Annotated in this window: 16 protein-coding genes and 1 pseudogene; 7 read left to right on the top strand and 10 right to left on the bottom strand. The window is 63.6% G+C overall.

The window, feature by feature from the left end; translation table 11 throughout:
* The 3 genes and pseudogenes from PSOLE_RS24510 to PSOLE_RS01855 all read right to left on the bottom strand — a co-directional run.
* Window positions 1-890: pseudogene (locus PSOLE_RS24510) on the bottom strand (hypothetical protein); the annotation flags it as partial.
* 90 nt (window positions 891-980) lie between these two features.
* Window positions 981-1,463 (bottom strand): YchJ family protein, encoded by a 483-nt coding sequence (locus tag PSOLE_RS01860; protein WP_004423800.1) that lies wholly within the window; start codon window positions 1,461-1,463, stop codon window positions 981-983.
* 4 nt (window positions 1,464-1,467) lie between these two features.
* The gene (locus PSOLE_RS01855; protein WP_074859763.1) at window positions 1,468-1,965 is read right to left on the bottom strand and encodes a DUF6231 family protein; all 498 of its coding nucleotides are present in this window, start codon (window positions 1,963-1,965) and stop codon (window positions 1,468-1,470) included.
* A 160-nt stretch (window positions 1,966-2,125) separates the two neighbouring features.
* Here PSOLE_RS01855 and PSOLE_RS25095 point away from each other — a divergent pair, with 160 nt between their 5' ends.
* The 3 genes from PSOLE_RS25095 to PSOLE_RS01840 all read left to right on the top strand — a co-directional run bounded on the left by PSOLE_RS25095 (window position 2,126) and on the right by PSOLE_RS01840 (window position 4,106).
* Entirely contained in the window at window positions 2,126-2,755 is a 630-nt protein-coding gene (locus tag PSOLE_RS25095; RefSeq protein WP_074859765.1) for an OmpA family protein, read from the top strand.
* 291 nt (window positions 2,756-3,046) lie between these two features.
* Window positions 3,047-3,352, top strand: coding sequence for a DUF1145 domain-containing protein (locus tag PSOLE_RS01845; RefSeq protein WP_074859768.1), 306 nt, complete (start codon window positions 3,047-3,049; stop codon window positions 3,350-3,352).
* Window positions 3,345-4,106 carry a hypothetical protein gene (locus PSOLE_RS01840; RefSeq protein WP_074859771.1) on the top strand — a complete coding sequence of 254 codons (762 nt, stop codon included), beginning with the start codon at window positions 3,345-3,347 and terminating at the stop codon, window positions 4,104-4,106. The genes PSOLE_RS01845 and PSOLE_RS01840 overlap by 8 nt, the downstream gene beginning before the upstream one ends.
* A 40-nt stretch (window positions 4,107-4,146) precedes the next feature.
* On the opposite strand, the gene PSOLE_RS01835 is transcribed toward PSOLE_RS01840, so the two are convergent.
* Window positions 4,147-4,611 carry a CopD family protein gene (locus PSOLE_RS01835; protein ID WP_059391908.1) on the bottom strand — a complete coding sequence of 155 codons (465 nt, stop codon included), beginning with the start codon at window positions 4,609-4,611 and terminating at the stop codon, window positions 4,147-4,149.
* Between the two features lie 139 nt (window positions 4,612-4,750).
* On the opposite strand from PSOLE_RS01835, the gene dinG reads away from it, so the two are divergent.
* Window positions 4,751-6,895 (top strand): ATP-dependent DNA helicase DinG, encoded by a 2,145-nt coding sequence (dinG, locus tag PSOLE_RS01830; protein WP_074859774.1) that lies wholly within the window; start codon window positions 4,751-4,753, stop codon window positions 6,893-6,895.
* A 5-nt stretch (window positions 6,896-6,900) separates the two neighbouring features.
* On the opposite strand, the gene mnhG is transcribed toward dinG, so the two are convergent.
* Genes mnhG through mbhE form a run of 6 tightly spaced genes read right to left on the bottom strand, consistent with a single transcriptional unit; the run spans window position 6,901 to window position 12,661 of the window.
* A complete protein-coding gene (mnhG, locus tag PSOLE_RS01825) occupies window positions 6,901-7,242 on the bottom strand; it encodes a monovalent cation/H(+) antiporter subunit G (RefSeq protein ID WP_074859778.1) in 342 nt (113 codons plus the stop codon).
* The gene (locus PSOLE_RS01820) at window positions 7,239-7,550 is read right to left on the bottom strand and encodes a monovalent cation/H+ antiporter complex subunit F (RefSeq protein WP_074859783.1); all 312 of its coding nucleotides are present in this window, start codon (window positions 7,548-7,550) and stop codon (window positions 7,239-7,241) included. Before PSOLE_RS01820 ends, mnhG begins: the two co-directional genes overlap by 4 nt.
* Window positions 7,547-8,044 carry a Na+/H+ antiporter subunit E gene (locus PSOLE_RS01815; RefSeq protein ID WP_074859786.1) on the bottom strand — a complete coding sequence of 166 codons (498 nt, stop codon included), beginning with the start codon at window positions 8,042-8,044 and terminating at the stop codon, window positions 7,547-7,549. The genes PSOLE_RS01820 and PSOLE_RS01815 overlap by 4 nt, the downstream gene beginning before the upstream one ends.
* Window positions 8,044-9,540, bottom strand: coding sequence for a proton-conducting transporter transmembrane domain-containing protein (locus PSOLE_RS01810; RefSeq protein WP_074859789.1), 1,497 nt, complete (start codon window positions 9,538-9,540; stop codon window positions 8,044-8,046). The genes PSOLE_RS01815 and PSOLE_RS01810 overlap by 1 nt, the downstream gene beginning before the upstream one ends.
* The gene (locus PSOLE_RS01805; protein WP_074859793.1) at window positions 9,537-9,941 is read right to left on the bottom strand and encodes a sodium:proton antiporter; all 405 of its coding nucleotides are present in this window, start codon (window positions 9,939-9,941) and stop codon (window positions 9,537-9,539) included. Before PSOLE_RS01805 ends, PSOLE_RS01810 begins: the two co-directional genes overlap by 4 nt.
* Entirely contained in the window at window positions 9,941-12,661 is a 2,721-nt protein-coding gene (mbhE, locus tag PSOLE_RS01800) for a hydrogen gas-evolving membrane-bound hydrogenase subunit E (RefSeq protein WP_074859796.1), read from the bottom strand. The genes PSOLE_RS01805 and mbhE overlap by 1 nt, the downstream gene beginning before the upstream one ends.
* Before the next feature lie 220 nt (window positions 12,662-12,881).
* Between mbhE and PSOLE_RS01795 the strand changes: the two genes are divergently transcribed.
* From PSOLE_RS01795 to pdxH, 3 genes are all read left to right on the top strand, one after another.
* Entirely contained in the window at window positions 12,882-14,027 is a 1,146-nt protein-coding gene (locus PSOLE_RS01795) for a serine hydrolase domain-containing protein (protein WP_074860413.1), read from the top strand.
* 78 nt (window positions 14,028-14,105) lie between these two features.
* Window positions 14,106-14,759, top strand: a complete 654-nt coding sequence (locus PSOLE_RS01790) for an OmpA family protein (protein ID WP_004423819.1) — start codon at window positions 14,106-14,108, stop codon at window positions 14,757-14,759.
* Window positions 14,760-14,840: 81 nt separating this feature from the next.
* Window positions 14,841-15,488, top strand: a complete 648-nt coding sequence (gene pdxH / locus PSOLE_RS01785) for a pyridoxamine 5'-phosphate oxidase (protein ID WP_074860415.1) — start codon at window positions 14,841-14,843, stop codon at window positions 15,486-15,488.
* Window positions 15,489-15,802: the final 314 nt, after the last annotated feature.

Below are 15,802 nucleotides of genomic sequence, written 5' to 3'. Positions count from 1 at the left end.
CTAGCCCGCCTTGCACTTGGCGGCGGCCTCTTCAGTTTGAGGTTACGCACGCTGGTGAAGAACAGCTCGCAGGTTTGCAGTTTCTCCGTCACCTGCCATTTCTCTGTGCAGGTATTGAGCGTTTGCTGCGGATCAACTGCCGGTTGCCGGCCCATGTTGGCCTGCCAGCAGGCGGCGCTCAGATCCTGCCCCATGACCTTGATCCCTGCTGCGTTGGCGGCAGCCTCGCTGCCCTTGTTGTTGGCCGGATCGGCCGCATACCAGATATAGCTTGGATGATTGGCGCCGAGCACGGGGACCTACTGTCCAGGCCTCGCCTCTATCTGGCCGAGGCCCAGCACCGGCAGATTCACCCCGTATTGCTGCGTGATCCAACTGCGCACCGGCGCACCAAAGGCGACCATCGGCAGGCGGGTATCGCCAGAGCCGCCGCTGAGCTCGCTGACCATGCGCCGCTGATAGCTGGTGAAGTAGCCATAAACGCCTTCCAGGGCACTGCCGGCACTGGCCGGGGCGGCAATGGGTGCGATGTCGATGATGGTCTGGTAAGCGGGGGTGTGTTCCGGCTGTACGCCATTGAAACTGAGCAGCGAGGCTCAGCGATCTGTGGTGCTCGAACGCAGATAATCCTGAGCCTGAGTCAGTGAGTAGTCCGGTGGGAAGTGCAGCAGTTCGACGCTCTTGCGGTTCTCCAGGGCCATGCCCAGGGGCAGGAAGAAGAACCAGTTGTACTGCCATTTACCGTCACTATTGAGCTGGCTGGCTCCCTGGTAGGCCAGATCACCGGCATCGAGCAATTGCAGCAGGGACTTGCCGTAATCCGTTGGCGTGCCGTCGAAATTGGCGTGAATGCGTTCTCCATTGCGTGTCACGCGTACGTTGGCCGCCGAGCGATACCACTTTTCTTGTGCATGGCTTTCTCCTTGTTGAGTGTCCTCGCGGGACGTATCAACTCAAGCAGAAAGCAGGATTAACACTAATCAGGCATTCAGGTAGGGCGCACAGCACTTCTTGAACTTCTGCCCGCCCTGGCAGGGGCAAGGATCATTGCGTCCGGCTTTCAGTGGCACCGTCGGGTCGAGGAAGAACCAGCGTTCGTCCACCTGAACGAAAGCGGAGCATTCGCGGTGACGATGTTCGTCGTTGTCATCGTGCCAGCGGGCGACGAAGCTGACCTGGGTATGTTCTGGCTTGCCGGCGAATACTTCGCTGCCTTCGACTTCCAGGCCGAGCCAGGTGCTTTGGGCGCTCCAGGCAGCCATCGCGTCGCGGTCGAGCGCCGGCTGCTGGACGGGCAGGGTAGTGGCCACCAGATAATCCACCAGGCCCAGTACATAGGCGCTGTAGCGCGAGCGCATCAGCAGTTCCGCGCTGGGCGCGTGGGTACCCGCGTGATAGTGACCACAACACTGGCTCAGCGAATTACCGCTGCCACAAGGGCAATTGGGATCGAGTGGGTTCATCGCTCTACCACCAGTATTTGCCGAAGTTTTGTGGATTAGCCCAGAACTTCGCGTTCAACCAATCGGGAACTTGCTTGTAATCGAGTAGATCATAGGTGAACAGATGCAGGGTCTGTCCCTCGCGCTGGAACTGCTCACTGGCTTGCATGGCCAGGGCGAAAAAGTCGGTTTCCTGCCAATCACCTGCTTTGAGGTCGAGCAACACGGCGACCCGGCTGGCGTTGAGGTTGCGAATGCCACCCAGTAGTTGCAGTCCATCGCGTTTGGGTAAGTGCTCCAGACAGTCGACCAGAATTGCCAGGTCGAAGCGCTGTGCGGCCAGTTCCGGTGCCAGGGGAGCAGCAGGTGCGGTGGTGACCTGACACTGCGGGTGGGCGCTGTGAAAGGCGCTGACTGCGGGCAGTTCGCTTGCGCCGAGTAACAGCAGTTTCTCGCGGGCATAGCGGGCAAGCAGTGCCGCAATGGCTTGTTGTGGAGTACGGGTACTAAGGCTGGCGGTCATCGAACTTCCTCGAAAAGTCTGCAAAGACTAACGTGGTGTCGGTATCAGGCCTAGAGTGAGAGAAAATTATCCGCAGAAGCTATAGCTGGCGGATTGTACAACTCCTGTCTTTACTACTATCGAGTCGGTTATGGGCCGATGAACATTGGAGACCTAAAGTATGAGTATCACAAGGAACGCAGTACCCCTGATTCTGGCTAGTACCTTGCTGACCGGTTGCGCCGGCCTGCAGAAAACCGACTGGCCCACTTGCGCAGCTGTAGGCGGTGTTGGTGGTGCGGCGTTAGGGGCAATCGAAAGCTCTACCTGGGCTGGTGGTGGTGCGCTGGTGGGTGCCGGTATGGCTGCCGCCTACTGCTGGGTACATGGTGCCGAAGCGCAGCAGGTTGTCGTCGTCGAAGAAGTCGTTGTCGAGGAGGTCGCCGTTGCCGAGCCGGCCGAAGCCGTCCGTGTCGAACTGGACGTCAAGTTCGACTTCGACAAGGCCGAGGTCAAGCAGGAAAGCTATGGCGACATCAAAGCCCTGGCCGACTTCATGAAACAGTACCCGCAGACCAGCACCGTGGTTGAAGGTCACACCGACTCCGTGGGCAGCGATGCTTACAACCAGGGCCTGTCCGAGCGCCGTGCCAGTGCCGTGCGTGACGTTCTGGTCAACCAGTACGGTGTCGAGTCCAGCCGTGTGCAGGCAGTGGGTTATGGCGAGAGCCGCCCGGTTGCCGACAACGCCACTGCTGATGGTCGCGCCATCAACCGTCGCGTGGAAGCCGAGGTCGAAGCTCAGCCGTAAGGCGCTTCGCTCAACCGGATAAGGCGTCACCCGAAAAGGCCCGGCCGATTTTCATCGGTCGGGCCTTTTCTTGTGTGGAATCTGCCGCTGACCGCGGCTTGCGCGCAATCTTCCTTGTACCTGCACCTCCTCGCTGATAGTGGGCCGCGCCCATGACGGATGCAGCGGGGCACTCTGGCGTTCGCGGGTGATAAACAAAGTCGTTAAAAAATATTCGTCGCTCTGGTGGTCATTGTTGCGAGGGGGTAACGTGCAGCGCTAATTAGAAAATAGCTGCGCAAGAGGGCGGGGATGAAAACATTGTTGACGATGGGCAAGGTACTGGCCTTGGCCTTCTGGCTGGTATTCGGGGCGGCGCTGGCCAAGCGTTTCGGTACCCCGTTCGAACAACTCGTCTATGTGCTCGCGGCCTTTCTTGCGTTGCTGCATGGCGTGCAACTGTGGCTGTTTTCAGACCTCCTGTCCGGTCGCGCTAGCCCCTGGCTGGATCGTGTACAGGTCCTGCTGTTCGGCATTTTTCACCTCTATCCGCTGAAGGCCGAGCAAGGGCCTGAAAGCGCTGCTGCTACAGTGCTCGAGGAGGCGGCTCATGCGTAGTCTCGCTCTGTTGCTCTGCCTGTTCGCAGGTCCGTCGTTGGCCGCTACGCAGGTCACGGTGGCGTCCAATACGCTGATGCGTTTGCCGGTCGCCAGTAGCAGCCTGCAGCTCGAACGGCTGGAAGTGGCGGATCAGGCGACCCTGATGATCCCGGCAACGGTGACCGAGTTGCATATCGGTGAGTTGCTGATGGGCCGCGACGCGCATATTGGCGTTGCGCCCAGCGATCAGCCACTGCGACTGGTGGTAGAGGACGCCAATGTCGGCCCGGGCGCCTGGATCAGCGCCAAAGGTGCCGCTGGTACTTACACCCGGCCAGCCACGCCTGGGCGGGAGATCAAGCTCAAGCTGCACAAGCTGACATTCGAATCCTTGACTCTCGATGTGCGCGGTGGTCAGGGCAGACCGGGTTATGCCGGGCTCGATGGCGCGCATGGGCAGCCGGGTGGTTGCACCTGGGGTCAGGCCAGTGCTGGCCACGATGGTCAGGACGGCACCGATGGGCATGAAGGTGCTGCAGGCGGTAGCGTGGTGCTGGAGGTGCCGCACCATGTCGAGGTCGAGCGCATGCAGGTATTGCTCGATGGCGGCGCGGGTGGTGCCGCCGGTTCGGCGGGGCGCCCCGGTCGTGGGGGCGCTGCCAAGGGCTGCCTGCTCTACGGCGTAGAGGGTGCGGCCGATGGCAAGCCTGGCCAGCCTGGGCGCGAAGGTGCGGCGGGCCGCAGTGGTGCCGTGCAGGTGTTTCGGTTCTGAATAATTGCTGCTGCCTTGGTTCGCAAGGCAGCAGCGCCAGTCAGAATACCGGGCGCATGGCCGCCAGCGTCATCAGTGCCAGGCCGATCAGCAGGTTGCTGCCGACCACCTTGCGAATCCGCCCCAGTGCCTCGCCGCCTGCAGGCCAGTTCTCGCTCTCCACGGCGCGCCGCAGCTGCGGCAGCTGCAGCGCCTGAATACGCAGGAACAGGGCGAGCATCACCAGATACAGACCCATCATGACGTGCACGTAGCGCGGCGCGGCGTCGAAACCGCTGTAGCTCATGTGCAGCATGCCGACTCCAGTCAGGGGCAGGACTGCTACCGCTATCCAGACCCAGACGAAAAAACGTTTGAACACACTCAGCCATAGGCGCAGGCGTGCTGGCGGCTCCAGTATGTCCACCGCCGCCGGGCGCAGGATCATCCAGGCGAAGAACATCCCGCCAACCCATACGACGGCGGCCAGCAGGTGTAGCGCATAGAGTGGTGCGTAGGGTGTCATGCGGTATCTCCAGGGGGCCGTTTGGCAGGTCGGTTCATTCGATTGGCACGCGACTCAGCGCCAGATCGACAGGCGCGCTATGATAGCGGCCGCTCCGCGAATACTGAAAATTTATCCAGCCTTTTTCGTTTCAGAATCCATGCTCAGTACCGAACTCAAGTCCCAGATCCAGGGCGCCTATTCGCGCTTTCTCGAGGCCAAGTCGCTCAAGCCGCGCTATGGCCAGCGCTTGATGATCGCCGAGATCGCCAAGGTGCTCGGCACCATCAAGACCGATGACGAGGGCAAACGTCTGGGTGATCCGGCCGTGGTCGCGGTCGAGGCGGGCACCGGTACCGGTAAGACGGTGGCTTACAGCCTGGCCACCATTCCCACGGCCAAGGCTGCCGGCAAGCGTCTGGTGATCGCCACCGCGACGGTCGCCCTGCAGGAGCAGATCGTGCACAAGGATCTGCCGGATCTGTTGCGCAACAGCGGCCTGAACTTCAGCTTCGCCCTGGCCAAGGGTCGTGGCCGCTACCTGTGCCTGTCCAAGCTTGACCACCTGCTGCAGGACGGCGCCGCGCAGAGCGCCACCGCGCAGTTGTTCGAGGAAGAAGGTTTTCGCATCGATGTGGATGAACAGGGTCAGAAGCTGTTCACCGCGATGATCGAGAAGCTCGCCGGCAATAAATGGGATGGCGACCGTGACAGCTGGCCGGAGGAACTGGAGGACGTGCGCTGGGCGCAACTGACCACTGACCATAGCCAGTGCACCAACCGCCACTGCCCGAATTTCCAGCAGTGCGCCTTCTACAAGGCGCGCGAGGGCATGGGCAAGGTCGACGTGATCGTCACCAACCACGACATGGTGCTAGCCGACCTCGCGCTCGGCGGCGGCGCAGTACTGCCTGACCCGCGCGAGACCATCTATGTGTTCGACGAGGGCCATCACCTTCCGGACAAGGCCATCGGCCACTTCGCCCATTTCACTCGCCTGCGTTCCACCGCCGACTGGCTGACCCAGATCGACAAGAACCTGACCAAGCTGCTGGCGCAGAACCCGTTGCCGGGCGATCTCGGCCGCCTGATCGAACAGGTGCCGGAGCTGGCCCGCGAGCTCAAGACCCAGCAGCAGTTCATGTTCACCGCCTGCGAAGAAATCGCCGACTTCAAGGCCGGCGAAGACATGGAAGGCCGCGAGCGCCCGCGTCACCGCTTCGTCGGCGGTGTGGTGCCGGAGCACCTGACTGAGTTGGGGCTGGAGCTGAAGAAGGGCTTCTCCAAGCTCAATGACCTGTTCACCGGCGTTACCGAGCTGCTCAAGGAGGCCATGGACGGCGAGGGCGCCGTGGGTATCGCCAGCCACCAGGCCGAGGAGTGGTATCCGCTGTTCGGCAGCCTGATGGCGCGAGCCAAGGGCAACTGGGAGCTGTGGCTGGCTTTCACCGCTGAAGACCCCGAGGAAAGCCCGCCCATGGCGCGCTGGCTGACCCTGGCCGAGAGCGGTGCGCTGTTCGACATCGAGGTCAACGCCAGCCCGATCCTCGCCGCCGAGACCTTGCGCCGCAACCTGTGGAATGTTGCCCATGGCTGCTTGGTGACGTCTGCGACCCTGACCGCGCTGGGCACCTTCGATCGCTATCGCATGCGTGCCGGGTTGCCCAAGGTGGCGGTCGCGGCGATAGTGCCAAGCCCCTTCCATCATGCCGATGCCGGCTTGCTGCGGGTACCGGATCTGAAGGCCGACCCGCGCGAGGCGGCTGCGCACACGGCGGCCATCATCCGCGAGCTGCCGAACCTTGTGGCCGGCAGTCGCGGCACGCTGGTGCTGTTTTCCTCGCGCAAGCAGATGCAGGACGTGTTCGACGGCCTGGATCGCGACTGGCGCAAACGGGTGTTCATCCAGGGCAACCTGTCCAAGCAGGAGACCCTGAACAAGCACAAGGCACGCGTCGATTCAGGTGAGGAAAGCGTGCTGTTCGGCCTGGCCAGTTTCGCCGAAGGTGTCGATCTGCCGGGTGCCTACTGCGAGCACGTGGTGATCGCCAAGATACCCTTTGCCGTGCCGGATGATCCGGTGGAAGCGGCGCTGGCCGAGTGGATCGAGGCGCGTGGCGGCAATCCCTTCATGGAAATCGCCGTGCCGGACGCCTCGCTGCGCCTGGTGCAGGCCTGCGGTCGCCTGCTGCGTACCGAGGCTGATCGCGGCACCATCACTCTGCTGGATCGGCGTGTGGTTACTCAGCGCTACGGCAAGGCCATTCTCAATGCGTTGCCGCCGTTCCGCCGGCAGATCGACTGACTGATCTATTCACCATCCCTGTTGCGCTGCTCCAGCTCATCGCCCAAGCGCCCCAGCGTCGGCCGAATGCCGGCGCGGTGCGCGGCGCGGGCGATGGCGTGCGCCGCCAGCGGGGCGCTGGCCAGCAGAATCAGCAGGCCGATAAAGGCCTCCAGGGCCAGCTCGCCACTGCTGGCCAAGGCCACTGCGCCCAGTAGCAGGACGGCGCCGAGAACCCCGGCCTTGCTCGCCGCATGCATGCGGCTGTAGCTGTCGGGCAGGCGCAGCACGCCAATTGCACCGAGCAGAGAGATCACTGCACCGCTCAGCACCAACAGCGAGGCCAGCCAGGCTTGTACGTCGTTCATGGGCGTTCCTCTCTCTTGTCCGGTATCTGGCTGTGGGCGTCGTCGAACAGGAAGGCGAAGGCTGCCGTTCCAAGAAACGACACCAGTGCCAGCAGCACGGCGACGTCGATGAACAGCGCCTCACCGCGCATCAGGCACAGCAGCGCCATGGCGGCGACCGCCAGCAGGGTCAGGGCATCGATGGCCACCGCGCGATCCGGGCGGCTCGGCCCGCGCAACAGGCGATATAAGATGATCAGTCCGCTCAGCGCGAGCAGGACTGCTGCCAGGGGTAGTACCCAGGCGGCGCCGGCCAGATGCAAGGTCATGGATTCACTCCTTCGGCTTTGCCCGCGTCGAGCCAGGCCAGCAGGCGGCGCTCAAGCTCGGCCAGCGCGTCGGTCACGTCCTCGCGGTGACGGGCATCGAGTGCATGGATATAAAGCAGGCCCTGGTCCTGGTCATACTCCAGGACCAGGGTGCCGGGCGTCAGGGTCAGCAGGGTGCCGAGCAGGGTCACCTTGTCCACTTCGCGGCGGGTCACCGGGTAGGCAAGCACTGCTGGTTCCACATCGACCCGACGCGCCAGCACTAGAGTGGCGACGTGGTAAGTCGCGAGGAACACCTGGGCAATGAACCACAAGCAGAAGCTCACACCATGCTCCAGGCTGCGTGCGTAACGGCGCAGGCGCCCGATTGCCAGGCCCAGCAGGCGAGCGAGCAGGTAGAGCAGGGCGAAGGCCAGCAGACCGCCACCGAGGTGGCCGGCGCCGAGACTCCAGGCCAGACCGACGCTGGCCAGCAAATGGATGATAAACAGCATCAGGTCCCTCCTGCGCCGGTAAAGGGTTGCAGATAGGCCTGCGGGTCGGCGAGCTGCGCGGCGGCCGCTACGGCGTAGTCGATCAGCGGGCCGGCGCCGAGGCCGATCAGCACGGTCAGCAGTGCCAGGGCGCTCATGCCCAGCCACGCCGCGCGTATGCCGGTAACCGTTTGCAGCGCCTCTTCACCGCGTGGATGAGGCTTGAGAAATGCTTCGTTCCAGATCTTGTTCATCGACAGCAGGGTGAACACGCCAGTCAGCAGGGCGATGCCCGCCGCCCACCAGGCAGCGGCATCCAGGCTGGCCTTGACCAGCAGGAACTTGGCCCAGAAACCGGACAGCGGCGGAATACCCGCCAGCGACAGCGCCGGAATGGCGAACAGCAGCGCCAGCCAGGGCATGCGCTTGTACAGCCCGCCCATGTCGGCCAGGCGCTCGGAGCCGCAGATGCGTGCCGCCAGGCCGCCGATGAAGAACAGGTTGGCCTTCACCACGATATGGTGGATCAGGTAGAACACTGCACCGGCCAGCGCCAGCGGGGTGGCCAGGGCGAGGCCGAGGATCATGTAGCCGACCTGACTGACGATGTGGAACGACAGGATCCGGCGCACCTCGGTCTGCGCCGCCGCGCCCAGCACACCCACCAGCATGGTGGCGCAGGCGACCCACAGCAGCAGTTGATGCGGCAGGCCATGCTCCGGCCAGAGCAGGGTCACCAGGCGGATCAGCGCGTAGACGCCGACCTTGGTCAGGAGCCCTGCGAACATCGCCGACACGGCTGTCAGGGCGACGTGATAGGTGGCCGGCAGCCAGCCGAACACCGGGAACAGCGCAGCCTTGATGGCGAACGACAGCAGCATCAGCAGCAGCGCCGGCGTCACGCCCGGTGGCGCCTCACCGCTGCGCATGATCATGGCCAGCTCACCCATGTTCAGCGTGCCGCTGGCGCCGTAGACCAGGCCGGCGGAGAGCAGGAAGATCAGCGTGGCGAACAGGTTCAGTGCTACGTAGGTCATGCTGCCGGCCAGCCGGCGGCTGCCGCCGCCAAGCGCCATCAGGGCGAAGGAGGCGATCAGCAGCACCTCGAACCAGACATAGAGGTTGAAGATGTCGGCGGTGATGAAGGCGCCGCAGATGCCGGTCAGCAGACCCTGAATGAACAGGTGAAAGTCGCGGCCGATGGTGCTGTCGTTGTCCTTGGCCACGCCATAGAGCAGGGTGACCAGCGCGACCAGGGCACTGATGGCGATCATTACCGCCGACAGCCGGTCGATCACCAGGCTGATGCCGAACGGCGCCTGCCAGTTGCCCACCTGACCACTGAGCACCACGCCTTGTGCGGCCTGCCAGACCAGCACCAGGCCTACAGCCAGCAGCAGTGCGGTGCCACTCAGGCTGAGCACGCGCACGGCCTGCAGGTGGCGGCGCAGGATGATCGCCAGCAGCAGGCTGCAAAGGGGAACGAGGACCGGCGCAACGAGTAACGCGTGATTCATCGGCGAGCCTCCGTACCATGGGCGTCCTGTTCGTGCTCGCTGTCGTGCCAGTCCGGTGCCGGTTGCTCGGTGATTGCGCTGACTGAGTCGGTGGTCTTGTCGCCATGCAGTTCGCGGGTGCGCTTGAGCAGCGCCAGGGCGAAGATGAACAGGCTGAAACCGATGACGATGGCGGTCAGTACCAGCGCCTGCGGCAACGGGTTGGCCGTGCTGGCTGCGTTGCCAGCCTCGACGAAGGCCGGGCGTTCGCCGAAGAAGCGTCCGGCGGTGAGAACCCCCAGGTTGATTGCGTTACCCAGGACCACGACGCCCAGCACGACGCGCTTGAGGTTGCGATCCAGAAGCATCCACAGGCCCAGACCCGCCAGGCCACCAGTGGTGATTGCAGCTAGCCATTCCATTACTGGCGAACTCCCGTGAGCTTGTCGATCATGTGCAGGGCGGAGCCGAACACGGTGAGGAATACGCCGACATCGAAGAGCAGGGGCGTACCCAGCGGCAAGCCGCCGGGGAAAGTCCACAGACCGGTGAGAAAGGCGCTGCCGGCGATCAGCCCGAGGATACCGGCGCCCGCCGCGCAGCCCAGGCCAATGCCGATCAACTGCGCGGGGGCCACGGGCAGTACGCGGCGAATCTGTCCGTGACCATAGGTCAGCACCAGCAGAATCAGGCCGCAGGCCGCCACCAGGCCACCGATGAAACCACCGCCCGGCAGGTTGTGGCCGCGCCACAGCAGCAGCAGCGAGCCAGCCAGCATCAGCCAGGCCAGCGGGCGCAGGCCCTGGCGCAGCAGTGGCGAATTGAAGGCGTCTTCGCCGCTGTGTTCATTGCCGACGCGTTGGCCGGTGCCCAGCAGGCTGGCTGCGGCGAGGGCGGAGAGCGCGACCACGAGGATTTCGCCGAGGGTGTCGAAGGCGCGGAAGTCCACCAGAATCACGTTGACCACGTTATGCCCATGACCACCCGGCAGGCTGTTGTCCTGATACCACTGGGCGATGTCGCCCGGTAGCGGCAGGCTCACTGCGAGCAGCAGGGCGCCAGTCACACTGAGGCCGAAGAGAATCGCCACGCCGGCATGCAGGCGGCGCTTCCAGGGGGTGCGGGCGCCGCTGGCTGGCACCGTGGGCATCTTGCGAAACACCAGAGCGAGGAAGATCAGGCTGAGGGTTTCCACCATCAGCTGGGTCATCGCCACATCCGGTGCATTGACCGAGATGAACACCAGCGCCAGACCCAGACCGCAGGCGCCGAGCGCGGCCAGCAAGGTCAGGCGGCCAGGCAGGAACGCCGCTGCCACACCGCCAGCCAGTGCCATCAGACAGCCCGCCAGGCCCAGTGGCGAGATCGGGCTGTAGGTGCCCTGCAGCAGTTGCGGCAGCGCCGGCAGCAGACCGACCGTCAATAGGCCGCCGACTGCCAGAGCCAGCAGCACCAGATGCTGGCGCAGCGAGCCATGCTGGAAGCGCGCGGCGAGCAGCCCGGCGAAATGGAAGACGCGCTTGAGCAGGCGGTCCCAGATCAGATCGCCGCTGACATTCCAGGCCGCGTTGGCACGATCAAGCGCCTGCCGTACGCGGTCGCGCATCACGTAGAACAGCACGCCCAGCGATACGGTCAGCAAGCTGGCCAACAGCGCTGGAGTGATGCCGCCCCACAAATACAGGTGCACATCCACCGGGCCGCGCGCCACGGCTTGCACCGCGTTGTTCACCAGCCAGGTTTCCGGCCAGGCATTCCAGGCGCCGAGGAGGAAACCGCCGATGGCCAGCAGCATCGGCCCCAGCCACATCGGCAGGCCGACTTCGTGCGGCGTGCGCGGATAGTCGCCGCGCTTGCCGAGGAAGGTCTGCAGGAAGACCAGGCCGGCAGCAGCGAACAGTAGGGCGTTGGTAAGGATCATCACCAGCGTCACCGCCCAGCCGATATGACCCATCTCGATCAGGCCGGTGTACTTGAATTCCTTGGCGATGAAGCCGAAGAACGGCGGCAAGCCGGCGTTGGAGAACGCTGCCAGCGCCACGGCTGCGCCGGTCAGTGGCATGAAGCGGATCAGGCCGCCAAGGCGTGCCAACTCGCGGGTGCCGGTGGCGTGATCGATGGCGCCGACCGCCATGAACAGCGCGCCCTTATATAAAGAGTGCGCCACCAGATAGAGCACGAACGCCTGCAGGCCATAGCTGGTGTTGGTGCCGATCAGCATGGTCAGCTGGCCCAGCACGGTGACCGTGGTGTACGCCAACAGGCGTTTGAGGTCGGTCTGGCGGAAGGCGAGGAAGGCGCCGAGCACGGCAGTGGCCGCGCCGAAGGTAATCAGCAGCGTGCCCCAACCGACGGAGCCGCCGAGCACTGGGTTGAGGCGGGCCAGTAGATAGATGCCGGCTTTTACCATGGTTGCCGAGTGCAGGTAGGCCGACACTGGCGTCGGTGCGTTCATCGCGTTGGGCAGCCACAGGTGGAAGGGCACCTGCGCCGACTTGGTGAAGCAGCCCAGCAGCACCAGGGCGATGATCGCCGGCAGCAGCACATGGCCTTCGATCTGCTCGGCGCTGAGGTTGGAGAATTGCCAGTTGCCCGTCGCGCCACCGAGCAGAATCAGCCCCGCCAGCAATGCCAGACCACCGCCACCAGTGATCAGCAGCGCCTGCAGCGCCGCCCGGCGCGAGACGGCTTTGTCGTGTTGAAAGCTGATCAACAGGAAGGAGGCGATACTGGTCAGCTCCCAGAACACGAACATCGCCACCAGGTCGTCGGCCAGCACCAGGCCGAGCATCGCCAGCATGAACACCAGCAAGTAGGCATGAAAGCGACCGAGGTGGGCGTGGCTGGACAGGTAACTGCCGGCGTACAGCACGATCAGGCTGCCGATGCCGCTGATCAAGAGGGCAAAAACCAGCGAGAGGCCGTCCAGGCGCAGGCTCAGGTTGATGCCCAGTGCCGGAATCCAGCTCAGGCTCTGCATCACCGCGCCACCGTCGGCGATCAGCGGAATCTGTTGGACGAACCAGACGAAGGCCGCCAGCGGCGCCAACATCAGCAGCCAACCTGTGCGAGCACCCAACAGGCGCGTCAGGCCGGGTGCCATGATGGCAGCCAGGGCGATCAGGGACAGTAGGTAGAGCACTCGTTTCTCCTGTGCCGAGCGTCGAATCCAAGGCGGCCTGACGAATACGTACGCACCGTAGCTGCGCTATTCAGGGCGTATTGGTCATATCAGGCCGCATTTATTTCATCATAGGAAAAACCAATCGAGCATCGCTATTTTATGAAGTTTCAGAACATTGCATGATAAACGGCTGTCACCATTGACAGCTTAGAGCCAAGCAGCGAAACGGGAGATCAGCGTGCAGATTCAGGGCTATTTCGACTTGCGCTTCGAAGCGGTGAGGGACGCATTCGCCGCTCTGTTCGAGGATGCGCAGGAACGGGGCGCGGCCCTGTGCGTGAAAGTCGGCGGGGAAACCGTGGTCGACCTGTGGGCTGGCGTGATGGACAAGGACGGCCAGCAGGCCTGGCACAGCGACACCATCGCCAACCTGTTTTCCTGCACCAAACCCTTTGCCGCCGTGGCGGCCCTGCAACTGGTCGGCGAGGGCAAGCTCGATCTGGATGCACCGGTGGCGCGCTACTGGCCCGAGTTCGCTGCAGCCGGCAAGGCACGCATCAGCGTGCGTCACCTGCTCTGCCACCAGGCCGGCTTGCCGGCGCTGCGCCAGGCACTGCCCGCCGAAGCGTTGTATGACTGGCAGACCATGACCGCTGCGCTGGCGGCAGAGGAACCCTGGTGGCCGTTGGGGGAGGGCCATGGCTACGCGCCTATTACCTACGGTTGGCTGATTGGCGAGCTGATTCGCCGCATCGAAGGCCGTGGCCCGGGCGAGAGTATCGCTGCACGCATCGCCAAGCCACTGGGGCTGGATTTTCATGTCGGCCTGGCGGACAGCGAGTTCGATCGCGTCGCCCATATCGCTCGCGGCAAGGGCAATCTAGGCGACGCTGCAGCGCAGCGCCTGCTCAAGGTGATGATGAGTGACGCCCAAGCCATGAGCACGCGCTCGTTCACCAACCCGCCGTCGATCATGACCAGTACCAACAAGCCGGAGTGGCGGCGCATGCAGCAGCCGGCCGCCAATGGTCATGGCAACGCGCGCAGCCTGGCGGGTTTCTATGCCGGTCTGCTCGACGGCAGCCTGCTCGATGCTGACCTGCTGGGCGAAATGACCCGCGAGCACAGCGTCGGTGACGACAAAACCTTGCTGACTCGCACCCGCTTCGGCCTGGGCTGCATGCTCGATCAGGCCGACGTAGCCAATGCCACCTATGGCATGGGCGCCAAGGCTTTCGGTCATCCCGGTGCCGGTGGCTCCAGTGGCTTTGCCGATCCGGAACGAGACCTCGCATTCGGCTTCGTCACCAACAATCTAGGACCGTTCGTCTTGATGGACCCCCGCGCGCAGAAACTTGCGCGACAGATTGCGGACTGTATCTGATTGAAACGGCTAAACTTGCGCCAGCCGTTCAGTACCAACCATAACGATCCGACCATTAGTTTTGACCCCGGGGGCTACATGCGTGCCAACAAGATTTTTGCCTTTACCTGCTGCCTGCTGATCGCGGGCTGCGCCGGCTCGGAAAAGAAGGAAGTCGCCAAGCCGGCAGTGATGCCACCGCCTCAAGTTACCCGCGCTTGGCTCGACGAGTACGAGCCGAAACTGCGTGAAGCGGTCAAGGGCAGCCACTTCGAGTTCGAACGCCGCGAAAACCTGCTGGTGGTCACCGCCCCGGTACAGGGCTCGTTCAATCCGGATCGCCCGCACATGCTGCTACCGGTCAGCCTCGGCCCCATCACCCGCGTAGCCAAGTTGCTGGAAAGCGACGAAGACGTTGCTGTGGTCGTGCTCGGCCATGCCGACAGCAGCGGTGACGACGCCCAGAACCGCGACCTGAGCCAGCAGCGTGCGCGGGCCGTGACGTCCATCTTCCGCCTCAGCGGCCTCAAGCAAAACCGCCTGCAGGTCATGGGCCTGGGCTCCGACGCACCCCGTGCGGCCAACGACAGCGCGGCCGGTCGCGCACTCAACCGCCGCGTGGAGATTCTCCTGACTTCGCGTGACACCATGCAGGGTCTGATCGCCAAGTACAGCCAGCCGGCCAAGGCGGAGCTCAAGGATGCACCCAAGGTAGCTGCCGCAGATCAAGGAAAAGTGAGCAAGTCGGAGTAAGCTTGCGGGCATTTCCACCCTGCGCGGGCAGGCACTAGAAACCAGACGGATTGGCTTCTGGCCCTGCCCTGAGGAATTGCCATGACCCAAACCCTGGCCGATATGCGCCGCGACTACACCCGCGACGGCCTGAGCGAAGCCCAGGCCCCGCTGGAACCCTTTGCCCTGTTTCGTCAATGGTTCGATGACGCGGTCAAGACCGAGCAACTGCCGGTCGAACCCAACGCCATGACCCTGGCCACTGTCGACGAAGACGGCCGCCCGCACTGCCGGGTACTGCTGCTCAAGGGCCTCGACGAGCGCGGCTTCACCTTCTTCAGCAACTACGACAGCGCCAAGGGCCGGCAACTGGCAGCACGCCCGTTCGCCGCCATGACCTTCTTCTGGCCCAGCCTGGAACGCCAGGTGCGCATCGAAGGCCGCGTGGAGCGCGTGACCGCTGCCGAATCCGATGGCTATTACCAGGTGCGTCCTTTGGGCAGCCGTATCGGCGCCTGGGCCTCGCCACAGAGCAAGGTGATTCGCGACCGCGCCGAGCTGGAAAGCCTGCTGACGGAAACCGAAAAACGCTTCCAGGGCCAGACTCCCCATTGCCCTCCGCACTGGGGGGGCTACCGCCTACTGCCGGAACGCATCGAATTCTGGCAGGGTCGTCCCAGCCGCCTGCACGACCGCCTCAATTACCGCTTCAAGGGCGAGGCCTGGATTCGCGAACGGCTGGCACCTTGAGGGACTGCCCATCAGGTTTGGCACTGGCGAAACTCTACCGTTAACGAGCAGAGCGGATTGCGTTGAGTCGTGACGCCAAATAGGTGTTCCTTGTCTTGGTTCCCCTGGCTGCATGGCTCCTGCTGTCGGTGTACCTCGGGTATGTGGGGAGGAAGCCTTGGCTGAACATTGTTGAAAGCCAGGAGCGACACGCTGCCCCACTCCCAGCGGCAGGGCATTCTCCGTGTGCAGGGTTGCGAAGCACTCCAGGTTCTCGGGGATGGTCTTTGAATCTATATATTTGCATTTCTAGATATATGGGTTAGAGTTGCTGC

The sequence above is a fragment of the Pseudomonas oleovorans subsp. oleovorans genome, assembly GCF_002197815.1.
GTDB classification, from domain to species: Bacteria; Pseudomonadota; Gammaproteobacteria; order Pseudomonadales; family Pseudomonadaceae; genus Aquipseudomonas; species Aquipseudomonas oleovorans.
This window is presented reverse-complemented; position numbering and strand designations above follow the sequence as displayed.